Annotated in this window: 16 protein-coding genes; 9 read left to right on the plus strand and 7 right to left on the minus strand. The window is 36.1% G+C overall.

Annotation, left to right across the window (positions count from 1 at the left end):
- The first annotated feature begins 182 nt into the window (after window positions 1–182).
- Together VJJ26_05130 and VJJ26_05135 are read left to right on the plus strand one after the other, a co-directional pair.
- Complete coding sequence (locus tag VJJ26_05130) at window positions 183–1025, plus strand: endonuclease/exonuclease/phosphatase family protein (GenBank protein ID HLC07532.1); 843 nt, start codon at window positions 183–185, stop codon at window positions 1023–1025.
- A 102-nt stretch (window positions 1026–1127) separates the two neighbouring features.
- Window positions 1128–2111 (plus strand): ABC transporter substrate-binding protein, encoded by a 984-nt coding sequence (locus VJJ26_05135; GenBank protein ID HLC07533.1) that lies wholly within the window; start codon window positions 1128–1130, stop codon window positions 2109–2111.
- A 16-nt stretch (window positions 2112–2127) separates the two neighbouring features.
- On the opposite strand, the gene VJJ26_05140 is transcribed toward VJJ26_05135, so the two are convergent.
- The 7 genes from VJJ26_05140 to VJJ26_05170 all read right to left on the minus strand — a co-directional run bounded on the left by VJJ26_05140 (window position 2128) and on the right by VJJ26_05170 (window position 7643).
- Entirely contained in the window at window positions 2128–2751 is a 624-nt protein-coding gene (locus VJJ26_05140) for a hypothetical protein (GenBank protein HLC07534.1), read from the minus strand.
- Window positions 2748–3065, minus strand: coding sequence for a hypothetical protein (locus VJJ26_05145; GenBank protein ID HLC07535.1), 318 nt, complete (start codon window positions 3063–3065; stop codon window positions 2748–2750). The genes VJJ26_05140 and VJJ26_05145 overlap by 4 nt, the downstream gene beginning before the upstream one ends.
- Before the next feature lie 16 nt (window positions 3066–3081).
- Window positions 3082–3975, minus strand: coding sequence for a polymorphic toxin type 37 domain-containing protein (locus tag VJJ26_05150; GenBank protein ID HLC07536.1), 894 nt, complete (start codon window positions 3973–3975; stop codon window positions 3082–3084).
- A 115-nt stretch (window positions 3976–4090) separates the two neighbouring features.
- The gene (ftsY, locus tag VJJ26_05155; GenBank protein ID HLC07537.1) at window positions 4091–4981 is read right to left on the minus strand and encodes a signal recognition particle-docking protein FtsY; all 891 of its coding nucleotides are present in this window, start codon (window positions 4979–4981) and stop codon (window positions 4091–4093) included.
- Between the two features lie 58 nt (window positions 4982–5039).
- Entirely contained in the window at window positions 5040–6008 is a 969-nt protein-coding gene (locus VJJ26_05160; GenBank protein ID HLC07538.1) for a hypothetical protein, read from the minus strand.
- Window positions 6009–6101: 93 nt separating this feature from the next.
- Entirely contained in the window at window positions 6102–6716 is a 615-nt protein-coding gene (locus VJJ26_05165) for a hypothetical protein (GenBank protein HLC07539.1), read from the minus strand.
- Between the two features lie 111 nt (window positions 6717–6827).
- Window positions 6828–7643, minus strand: coding sequence for a ribonuclease HII (locus VJJ26_05170; GenBank protein HLC07540.1), 816 nt, complete (start codon window positions 7641–7643; stop codon window positions 6828–6830).
- A 107-nt stretch (window positions 7644–7750) separates the two neighbouring features.
- Here VJJ26_05170 and VJJ26_05175 point away from each other — a divergent pair, with 107 nt between their 5' ends.
- The 7 genes from VJJ26_05175 to VJJ26_05205 form a co-directional block, all read left to right on the plus strand.
- Entirely contained in the window at window positions 7751–8428 is a 678-nt protein-coding gene (locus VJJ26_05175; protein ID HLC07541.1) for an XRE family transcriptional regulator, read from the plus strand.
- A 168-nt stretch (window positions 8429–8596) separates the two neighbouring features.
- Window positions 8597–9031: a 30S ribosomal protein S6 gene (gene rpsF / locus VJJ26_05180; protein ID HLC07542.1), complete on the plus strand. Its 435-nt coding sequence runs from the start codon at window positions 8597–8599 to the stop codon at window positions 9029–9031.
- 63 nt (window positions 9032–9094) lie between these two features.
- A complete protein-coding gene (gene rpsR / locus VJJ26_05185) occupies window positions 9095–9382 on the plus strand; it encodes a 30S ribosomal protein S18 (protein ID HLC07543.1) in 288 nt (95 codons plus the stop codon).
- A 244-nt stretch (window positions 9383–9626) separates the two neighbouring features.
- Complete coding sequence (locus VJJ26_05190; GenBank protein ID HLC07544.1) at window positions 9627–10175, plus strand: GNAT family N-acetyltransferase; 549 nt, start codon at window positions 9627–9629, stop codon at window positions 10173–10175.
- 327 nt (window positions 10176–10502) lie between these two features.
- Window positions 10503–10976 (plus strand): mobile mystery protein A, encoded by a 474-nt coding sequence (locus VJJ26_05195; GenBank protein ID HLC07545.1) that lies wholly within the window; start codon window positions 10503–10505, stop codon window positions 10974–10976.
- Window positions 10966–11544, plus strand: a complete 579-nt coding sequence (locus VJJ26_05200) for a mobile mystery protein B (GenBank protein ID HLC07546.1) — start codon at window positions 10966–10968, stop codon at window positions 11542–11544. The genes VJJ26_05195 and VJJ26_05200 overlap by 11 nt, the downstream gene beginning before the upstream one ends.
- Before the next feature lie 234 nt (window positions 11545–11778).
- Window positions 11779–12143: hypothetical protein (locus VJJ26_05205; protein ID HLC07547.1), on the plus strand; the 365-nt coding region annotated here is incomplete at its 3' end.

Consider the following 12143-nt stretch of genomic DNA (forward strand, 5'->3'; position numbering starts at 1 on the left):
GCTTTGTTTATGCAAATTTCATAACAATTTTTAGTATGGCACATGTGTAAATCTCCTTTTGAATCAATTTTCGGTTGTTTCTTAAGGAGATTTTACTTTTTCTAAAGGCTTTTTTCTAGTTTAGGGATGGGCTCTTATATATACTGATAGAAGTAAACAATTAAAAAAGTAAGGACGTTTTTATGAAAAAGTACCTATTGATCGCCCTATTACTCCAAATTAGCACACAATTTTCCCCTGCAAAAGCCGATTCGACGGCTTCCAGCTTTAACGTAACACATGGTAACAAAAACAAATGGGAATTAAGAAAAGCTGGTGTAATCGAGCTTATTAAAGAAATGAAATCAGATATTTGCTGTCTACAAGAAGTTATCGATGCTAATAATCAATTAAATTCCATTAAAGATGCTTTGCCTAATTATGGATATGTAGGGGAAAAAAGAAATTCTCATATTAAAGGGCTATCTGCTTGGCTCCGATTAACTAGTTTTTTTGCACAAGATGAATATTGCCCCATTTTTTATAATCAAGAAAAAATGGAACTCAAGGAAGCAAAAACCTTTGGGATTAATGGTGAAGGCTCTTACCTCCCAAGAATTTGCGTTAGAGCTCGCTTTAAAGAATTAGCAACAGGTAAAGAGTTTTATGTTTACAACACTCACCTTGATCATAAATATGAAGACGTACGAACAATGCAAGCAAAGCTCATCGCTAAAGATATCACCAAAGAATGTGGAAATAGGCCAGTGATTTTAATGGGTGATTTTAACACAGAGTTCAACAAGGACATGAAAAAGATCCTTACAGAAAATGGCTTTACTCATGCAAAAACAGTAGCCAATAAAGTCGAAGGTCCTGAAGTTACCCATGAAAGAGGATCTACCAAACAACTAATCGAATGCGATTACATTGTCATTAAACCCAAAGACAAATTTAACGTGATCCTCTATAAAACATTCGACACTATGAGCGAAAAAACAAGTGACCATAACCCGGTAAGTATGACTTTTTCACTCAATGAATAATGTGCACGGAATTACATAATCTGCTATATTATAGAAAATCCTCAGTGTAAAAGCTGAGGATTTTTAACTATCTCTATCATGACTTGCCGTAAAAGGATTATTGTGAAAAACAATCGCTCTCTTGTTCTCTTTAGCATTATTACAATTATCACACTCAGTATTCTACTCATAAAAAAACCTTTCCGACGCACCAAAAGCAACAAAAAATGGACTATCGCAATATTGCAAACGGCTTCTCATCCAGCCCTCGATGCAGCACGTGATGGATTTGTAGCAACACTGCAAAAAAACTTATCCTATGATGTTGATTTTGTTATCCGTAATGGTGAAGGTTCAATCAGCAATATTTATGCTATTGCACAACAATTCCACGCACGCCAAGATATTAACGCAATCTATGCAATCGCAACACCAGCTGCACAAGCCGTTGCATCAGTCGAAAAAGAAAAACCAATTATTATTGCTGCAGTTACAGTATCACCAGAATTAGGCATCAGTTTTGATCAACCCAATGTATGCGGTGTGAGTGATATGATTAATGTTCGTGCAGAAATTGAAGCAATGCATGCATTATTACCAAACATTAAAACGGTTGGAGTAATCTTTAGCTCTGCTGAAATCAATTCAGTTGCTATGTCAAAAATAATGACCACGGAATTAGAACGCATAGGATACACGCCAATTACCGTGGGAATAGCATCTGAATCTGACATAGAACCGGCAGTAATGAGCGCACTGCGTAAAGTTGATGCATTAATTGCGCCAACAGATAACTCAGTTGCAAATACTATCGCTTTAATAGCAGATTTAGCGCGTAAAGCAGAAAAACCATTGATTGTGAGTGATAATATGCTCGTCAAACATGGTCCACTCATGGCACGCGGTGTTGATTATTATGAAAGTGGCGTGCAAGCAGGCTTTGTTGCACAACAATTGCTTGTTAATAATAGAAAACCGTATGAGTTACCTATTTTGACTACGGAAAGTGAAAAGGTTTTTGTTAATATGCAAACACTTGCAGCATTAAAATTAAGTATTCCTGATTCGCTGGCAGCATATGTTGTGGCTGTTGAAAGTGCGCAATAAAAGTTTGTCTTTTATCCTAGCGCTCATCCTGAACTTGCCGTGTCCTCCGAAGCTTTATGCGAAGGAGGGTTGAAGGATTAAGCGCTCTGATCCTAATTAACGAGATAAACCCCTTAAGCTGTCCTTCATCAAATTTATAGCGTACAAACAATGTTTTTAAATCTTCCAAATATTTTTTTGATATTTTTTTCAAATCAATCACAAGATAAATAACTTGTCCGATCCCATATGAAGTCCGAATGCACTTTATTTTGTCCATTAAGCGAAACATCAGATTTCCGTCATTTTTTGTGTAAAACCACAAAGGTGTACATTCAAGTAACAACTCATCATTGAGAAGAACTTCTGGTTCTCGACGAGGGTATACTTTGAAATAATTCCCAAGTAAATCCTCATTTGTTTCATTTATAAAAGCTTTAAGTTGCTTACTATCAAACTTATATCTATCAAATAACCCCATTAAATCTAATAAGTCCTTGTTTGGTATTTTGTTTGATTTAATAATCAAATGTAATTCTCTACCAACACCCTTTATCTCTTTAATGGATTTGTTTTTTTTCATCCATTGAAAACATAAATCTTCATCATTATCCGTATAAAATCGCAAAGGTGAACATATTAAAACCATTTTTGTGTTCATAGTTTCTTTTGGATACCAAAAACACGTCTATGCCAATAAGCCTTGTGATTCTCAAAAAACCATGCCTGATTTTTTTTGTTTAAAAAAACTGCAAGTTGTTTCATATTAATTTTGTATCGAAAAAAAATGGCCAATAATTCTCTTAAATCTTCATCAGAGATTTTATTAGTATCAAAATATAAATAAAGCTCATCTCCTACTCCATCAAACTTTATTATTGATGGAATTTTTGAGATCCATTCAAAAAATAAGTCTTCATCTGTCCTCGAGTAATACCAAACCGATCTACATAATAAAGCAATATTTTTACTCATATTTTCCTTCTTAAATTCAACAAACACGCCCTCCAGGCAAAACATTTCGATGTCGTCCAGTTTTAGGATCTTGAACATCCCAATGAGGTCCTCTATGTGCCTTTGGACCAGTAGGAATCCACACATGCCCTTTGGCATCAGGCCAACCTACACCATGACCATTAGGATTTTTCACCTTCTTGCCATCCCATTTTTTAGGCGGATGAAAACCATCATTTTCCGTTGGTTTTCCTGGTGCTTGCGCATCATCAGTATTGTAAATATCTTTTGATTCTCCCTGTTTGTCAAAAAGCATTGAATCTACAACAAAATCATGCTTTTGTTTATTCTTCTTGTGCCATTTATACCCAAAATATGTTCCCAATCCAGCAATACCAAAACTAACTCCCGCTATTTCTATCGTACCCGAACCAAACAACAACGATATTCCTACAATAGCTGCTGGAATAAAATTGTGCGCACAAATATCTGAACATGTAACAAAAAAATTGTGATACTCTGCAACACCTAGTAAATAAACATTAATCGACTCTTCTATAAACTTTATTGAATAAATTTTGGTTTTTTGTATTGATAAGATATTCCTGTTTCCTATAGATGAAACAGGAATTAATAAGCTATCTTGTGCGCTGTAAAATTGTTGATCACAAGCAACATTTATACATTCATTACCAATCTGGATACATGCATAACGATGAACAATTTTCTTACCAGTGTATGTTACCAAACCTTCAACAGTTCTTTTTGCATTATCAAGACAAATAACACGATCTCCAACACACAAGTTTTCTATTGCAACATAACCACCAGGAATTTTAACAAGAGTACCCGCTACAAATCCCTCACCATAAACCCAACCGTAAACAAAAATAGTAAGTAACATTATCGTCAACTTTATTGCATGCTTCATACCTTAAAACTCCTCTAAAAAAAGCAACTACTCAAAAATAACATAAATATTTTTAAACAAAAAAAGAGCATTGCCTTTTAGCAATACTCTTTTTTTCACATTTTTGATAATAAATTTATCCCAACAGCTCAGTAACATATTCATCAGCATTAAAAACTTTAATCTGGTCAAATTGTTCACCAAACGTTAAAAACGCAACGGGTATACCAAGCTCTTGAGCAATAGCAAACACAATACCACCTTTTCCGGTACCATCCATTTTGGTTAAAATAATACCGGTCACATCCGTACTCTCTTTAAAAAGCTTCGCTTGTTCAAATGAATTTTGCCCAAGCATTGCATCGATGGTTAAAAGCGTAGTGACACGCTCACCAGAAAGTTGTTTTTCAACAGCACGCTTTATTTTTGCAAGCTCATGCATCAAATTTACTTTTGTTTGCAATCTACCTGCAGTATCAATAATCAAAATATCGTACCGTTCGTTTTTAAATTTTTCACAACCTTGAAACACCAATGATGCCGGGTCTTGACCATCTTTACCACATAAAATATCAGCTTTAGATTTTAACGCCCATTGCACTAATTGTTCTGACGCAGCTGCACGGAATGTATCCGCTGCAACAAGTAGTACTTTTTTACCTTGTTGTGTATACATATGAGCAAGTTTGCCAATACTTGTTGTTTTCCCACTGCCATTGATACCAACAAATAAAAATACTTTTTGGTTTTTGTAATCTGGAGTTTCGTTACGCGTAAGAATATGTAAAAGGATAGAGTGCATAGACTCTTTAAGTTGTGTACCACTATTGAGCCCAGAATCAATCTGTTTTTTTAGCTCAGCGATGATTGATTTTGTTGTTCCAACACCAACATCGCTGGAGATAAGAAGAATTTCTAATTCTTTGAGCGCAGCATCATCAATTGTATTTTTGCTAAAAAATGAACCTAATTTTGACGTAACGGTACTAAATATTTTTTGTAGTTTATTTTTAATAAAACTAAACATAATGTCCTATCGTGCATAAAAAATGTATACACAATATAACAAAAACCTCAGATTTTATCTATGTAGTAAGTTGACTAATCATATCAACAACCCGTTGGACCCAGTACGTGTTATAATGAAGAAGTGTTCTTAGATATATTTTTTTATATTCTGTATATGTATAATCGATAGCTTCCGCTTTGAGCATCCACAAACCAAAAACTACTTCTGCCGGATAAAGGTGTAAAAGTATGTGCAATGTGCGTTGCACACGCTTGAGTGCCCTCACTTGTTCAACAGAAAGATCTGCTGCCATTACTGTCTTCAAAAAATTATATACATTTACAGCCAATGGTTTTCTCGTAAAAATAATTTCCGCTAATGATATATATGCTTCAACAGACAAAGCCTTTTCCTCGTTAGGAAGTCTTTGACCAGCAAGAAACACATCACCCATATCGATTCCATAGTAACGCATAGCAGCTTCGTCAAAAAAACAATTCTCACAATGCCTATCCCTGTTGTTCAAAAAAATATCAAGCGCCATGAGATCACATAAATCATCACTCAATACTAAACATTTCAGATGCTTTTCCGATATCAAACCACCTTTTAAAATAATATCATTCGGTGGCGACTCAAACCATTTGCACAATTCTTTTCCTGGTACTTCGGTGTGCAATGTCGCCAAAGAAGTACCATTATTTATCTCAGCTAAAAGTGGGCCTCCCTCTATCATCTGTACTTTGTGAACAGGAACCCCCACTGATACACCGATAAATGATCCAAGGTCTTCGCAAATTGCTTCTTCTATTTGCTCTTTGCTATAACATTTAAGAACAAACCTCTGTTGAGCATTGTCCTCCAGAAAAACAATTTTTTTTTCAATTTTATTGCGATCTTTATAGCTTAAAATTCTCCATGGTTCTTGGAAGGTAAATAAAGCTTTATTCACGTCAATGGCAATGCATGGTTGACTGGTATTTGTTATTGTATAATGAGTACAAAATGTGATTAAGAAAAAAAAATTATTACATCTTCTCATCATTTCACCTCATTGTGTTGAACAAGACCTAACCTCATTATATGCTCAATTTAAGCTATAAAAGGCAATCTTTTTAGCAAATAACAAGGAAAAGCACTACAGTAACTCTTGCCTGTTCCCGAGCATATGCTCAGCACGCTGCAAAAATAATTTAATGCGACGATAGTCGTTGCCAATCAACAATGAATAGGTCTGCATAAATGAATTAAGTTTTTCTTGAGTGAGAATGTTGAGCTCTATATATTGCTTGAGCAACGCTAACATTAACTCATCAATATTAAAAATCTGTGCTGAATGTGTAAAAAGTAGATGAAGATACCGCGTACTGGCAAAAAAAGTCTTACTTAATTCTGCATCAGGACGAGTAATAAAAGAATGAATTTTAGGTGGTTCTGGAGCAATAAGATACGATATGGATTTTTTTTCTTGGTAGCCAATAGTTATACACGAAAATGTTGTTTTCAGAAATTCAAATATTTGCGGCTGTTCTTTGAGTAACTCTTCTTCGGTCTTTTGATACGGGAATGGATAGCGAACGGGATCCATTGAGCCTGTTTGAACTTGATGCACAATACCAAAAACTGTTCGTTTTTTGCCCTCGATAGCAACAAATGAACCAAACTCAGGGAATGTGTCCCATGACCAACTTTGCGCGAGCCAACTTGTTAATGAACTTTCAATCACTTCGGCAAAGTACTTCTCCTGCTTCATTACTATTTACCTTTGACAAGTTCAAGATTTGCTGAGCTCACCCTGAACTTGTTGAAGGGTCAAGCGCTTTATTTCAATCCGCCATCCTTCGATACATTCTCCTGCGCAAAGCTACGGAGAACACTCAGGACGAGCGGAAAAAAATAAATCAGCGAGCTCCGAATCTTCACGTAAAGATTCCAATTCCACTCGCCCTGAGTGCTCGCCTAAGTTTCCTAACGAAGAGGAGTGTATCGAAGGGTTAGAGAACATATCCAACTGTTCTTCTTTTTTTTCGCCTTCTTGTAACAACTTAGTCAAAAAGCTTACCCGATGGATAAAAGAATAATCATGATTCTTAATTGCTCTTTTATGCGCAGGAGTACCATAGCCTCTGTTATCTGACCATGCATAACCAGGAATTGCCACATCATACAACTCCATCATGGCATCCCTGGTAACTTTAGCAACAATAGATGCTGCAGCAATAGAACTAGATTTAGTCTCGCCTTTGGGAAAATAATAGACAGGAATATCATGAAAATGCGTACCAGAGAGATCTAATGGCATAGCATCAATAAGAATTGCCGATGGTCGGACAGATGTGGTCTCAAGTGCATGTATAAGGGCTTTTTTCATAGCAATGAGCGTCGACTGCCAAATATTCCGCTGGTCTATGGTACGGTGATGAACAATGCCAATACCATACGCACAGCGGCTCTTAATCCATGCAAAAGCGAGGTTTCGTTCCTCGGCAGTCATAATTTTGGAATCTTTAAGCATCCGATTGGTCTTGTTGAGCGGCAAAATAACCGCCGCAGCTACCACTGGACCAGCAAAGCAACCCCTGCCAACTTCATCAATACCTACCACGACTGTCTGCTGTTGCCAGGCATCATGCTCAAAGGAATTCTTTTTTATATTGCCTGTTTGTCTCATTTTGACCATAAATTTTCATTTCCATTTGACAAAGTTGCTAGGATGAGTACAATTAGAAATAATTCAGTAGTTCAATTGTACCATAAGTATAACCACATTCGAAGGAGATATCTAAGATGATTTCAATTTCAACTCAATTACGCGTAAAAGAACTTTTAAGAGAAAAAGGCTGGACAACTAAGATTTTAGCAGAAAAAACTGGTATGTCTGAAAGTTACCTCACTCATATTAAAAATGGCACTCGTCGCTGGAACGAAGATTCATTAAGAAAATTATCCCAAGCATTCGAAATCAGCCCAATTGATTTATTCGCTGAACACCGCCAACGCACTGATGACATTGATAAAAATGTCAGCATGCCAGAGCAATCTGACCTTGAATTACAAGTTAAAGTAGTTCCTGTTGTTGGAGAAGTTCCATCAAACCCATCTCCTTATAACAACCAATTAATGCAAGTTACAACCGGTTACAAAGATGTGTTTGTTCCTGTATTCAACTCAGCTGATAATGCAATGTTTGCTCTATGTGTTGAAAACAACGCAATGGCACCAACATTTGTAAAAGGTGATTACTTAATCGTTTCTCCAGAAGTGTGGACACGTTCAGGTGATATCGCTGCTGTTGAATTTGGCAACGATACTCCAACTAAAGCAGTGATGCAAGTTACCTATACTGAAGACTTTATTGTTCTTGAATCAGTCAACCACAAACAACCTCCTATAGCGTTGGTTCGTGGTAAAGATCACTTCAGAATAATTGGTCGTGTTATCCAACGCAGCCAAAAATTTGCATAAAACTATCAAATAGAGACTATTAATAGCAGTTATCCTAGTATTTTACAGGGTTTCTGCTATTATCGTTTGTAGAGGGTTTTACAGGCGCAAGCCAGTTTAAACTCAATAAAGCAGCTCTGCTAGCTTTATAGTTATATAATTAACTTCCAATCACATAAAGGTTCACATATGTTGCGACAATACGAGGCATTATTGCTTACCGTGCCGGAAATTACCGGTGACGAAGTAAAACACCTTGAAACTCAGCTTGATAAAGTTGTCAAAGCTGGCACAGGTTCCGTCATTTCTTTTGAACGTTGGGGAAAATATAAATTAGCATACGAAATCAATAAAAGTGATTACGGTGTTTTCTTCCTTACACGTTTCGAAATTCCACAAGCTACAACTATTCTTGAAGACATGAAACATTTGCTTAAAGTAAAACTTAACAATGTTGTCATGCGCGATATGATTTCAGTTCTTGATCCAAAACATCCACTTACCTACCAGCGCCCGCGTTCTCTTGAAGAAGCGCCAGCGCGTGAAGCTGAAGGATTCTCTAGAGAAAATAAAATGCCTGGATTCTTCTCTGCAGATGACAGAGATGATATTGACGAAGATTAATTTTAACCCCATACTCCGTTTCTCTACGCATGGGGACCCCAATAAAGCAAAAGGATTATTATCATGACAAAAAAAATTAAACTAAAAATCAGCGCACGTTTGGTTAAGAAACGCTCGCGTCGTGGCAACGGTAATCGTTCTAAAATGTGTCGCTTCTGTTCTGATAAAGAGCAAGTGTACGGAATTGATTACAAAAATGCTACATTCCTCAAAGGGTTTTTGACAGAGCGTGGTAAAATATTACCTTCTCGTATTTCTGGTGCATGCGCACGTCACCAACGTGTAATTTCACAAGAAATTAGAAAATCCCGTGTTATGGCATTATTACCATACTCAGGGCCAGCATTTTAAGTTAGCCCAGCCTACGTTTCTCTTCGGCCGGGCACCCGGTTAAAGAAAAACAAAAAAATGGACTTACAGATATTTAGGGTGATTCGCAAGGATCACCCTTTTTTGCGTCTAAATAACCTCTAGCAGCATAAGTTGCTATGCTTTGACCCAAAAAACAGCGTCCCACAGCCCTTTTGACATATTTAATTACATTTGGTAATATTAATAGTGATAGAAAAACTATGCAATAAACGGAGGTCTTATAGTGAATAATAGTAAACTTATAAAGAAAAAGATGTTTATTGTGTTTAATTTTAGAAAATTATTTTTATTAAGCGCATCAAGCTTAATTATCTTTTTAAATGCATTCGCATATACATCACAAATATGTGATTTTGATCCTGCGCGTGATACACAACCAATAATAGATATATTTAATAAAAATCATCACATGCTTTCTCCGGATGATGATTCTTCTCTTTATCAATCCATTTTGGAAAGCTGTTATAAGAATCCAAGATGCACCATAAAAGTATTGCTAGAAAATGAAAAACTAGCTGGTTACATCCGTTACCAAAAAATAGGACGTCATGGATCCATAGAAGAATTAGCAGTTGAAGATAATTTTCGTAACAAAGAATACGGAGCGCTTTTACTTTCAACGGCTATAGAAGAATTCAACGATATGCCTTATATTCAATTAGCATGTTACAAAAACAATGCTCCAGCGTTACATCTTTATCAAAAAATGGGATTTAAAAAAGAAAAGACGGTTGAAGATGATGATATAACTTTGTTAAGACGTAAAAATTGAAGACAAAACAAATTAAAGCCTAGTTCGCTCTAACGAGCTACGAAGTCCACATGTCCATAAAGCATATAAGTAGCGCGCTCATCCTGAACTTGTTGAATGATTAAGCGCGCTATATTTTTTGATTGAATCGGGTGATTCATTACGAATCACCCTTTTTTACGTCCTATCCCATTTTCCATTATTTCCATCCGTTTATAATTATTTTTAAATGCTATTATGGCTAAAAATAGTAAGCTATAAATAACAATTTATAGACATTTTGGTTAGTTATAAGTTACTATTTTTATAAAATATAGTAATCTATAAATAACCAAAAGGGATGAAAATATGACTGATGGATTCAAAAAATTAATGCGCAAACAGGTTCAAGAAAGCCTGAATGATTTTCTAATGCTTGCTCAAAAACCCATTCCTCCGAAGGGATGGATAAGAACAATTCGTGATGCTTTAGGGATGTCCAGTTCTGTGCTGGCAAAACGATTAAATTGTAATAGAGCAAATGTTACCCTGATGGAACAACGCGAAAAGAAGGGCTCTATTAGTCTAGAAACCCTTGAACAAGTAGCTAAAGCCTTGGATTGCAAGCTTATTTATTGTCTTGTACCAATAGAGTCGCTTGATAAGACACTTGAGAAGCAAGCACGACTTGTTGCTAGAAAACGAGTTAAAGCAATAAACCATTCGATGAAATTAGAGCAGCAAGGGTTGAATCAAAAGCAGCTACAGCAACAAGAAGATGATTTGGTCAAAGAACTATTGCAAAGCGATCCTAAGAATTTATGGAACAATGATGAAGTTTAATTATCCACCAGGATCAACACCGTTAGAACCGGGTGAACTTGCTGGGTTAATACCAAAACACATCACTACCCAAGAAGAACTAAACGCTTGGGAAGAAAAGAATATCATTGAGGCTGAGCCTTGGGCTTTTAAGCAAAAAGACATTCTCTCGCTTACATTCATCAAGAAGCTGCACAAGCGCATGTTTAATAAGACTTGGGAATGGGCTGGTGAATTCCGTACTTCAGGAAAGAATATAGGTGTTTATTGGGCACAAATACCCATGAAGCTTCACGAGTTGTGCGATGATATTAGTTATCAATTGGATCACAATGCGTACTCTAAAGACGAGATTGCAATAAGATTTCACCATCGCTTAGTTTTTATACATGCGTTTGCCAATGGTAACGGCAGGCATGCACGATTAATGGCTGATATTTTCATTGTAAAGCAAGGTGGTAGTAGATTTACTTGGGGAATGCATCAAGACTTAACCAAGGCTACTCCTATACGCAAACAATATATTGAAGCATTACAACTTGCTGATCGTGGAGATTATTCAAAGCTATTAACTTTCGCTCGATCATAAAGTCTTAATTATTAAACCTTTCATCTCAAGCAGCCTCCTTCACTATATTTTTACTCCAAAAACACCCATCCATAGCCCTTTTGACAGATTTAATTGCTTTTGGTAATGTTAATAATAGAGAAAGTACTTTTCTTCCATGAGGCGACTCCTGTTTGTTAGTACCCATTATTATACATGGGTTGGAGTCGCACTTCATTTTAGAACTTTTCGTATATAATAAACGGAGGTCTTGTTATGATTTTTTCAAAAAAACTATCAATCGCCGTCATACTCGCTCTTAGTGTACAGCTGAGTACTGGTGCATTTTTTAGTGATATCCAAAGCAAAAAGACAATCATTCTAAATTTTGCACAAGATCTACGCAACCAAAATAACTCACAAGCACAAAAAATTGCACAATGGCTTGAGCAGCAAGCGATTGCCCAGTCAGAATCCAATGAGGCAATCATCAGTATAATCACCAATAACGATTTAACTGAAAAATCAAAAATCATGTTATTACGTAAAATAATAGCTCAAGAAAAAAGAGATACCATAAAAGATTTTATGTATGATATCCGTGCTCGTATTTTAGCCACTGCATTCTTGTTTTTGCATAC

The sequence above is a fragment of the Candidatus Babeliales bacterium genome (assembly GCA_035288105.1).
In the GTDB taxonomy this organism is placed as follows: Bacteria; Babelota; Babeliae; order Babelales; family Vermiphilaceae; genus SOIL31.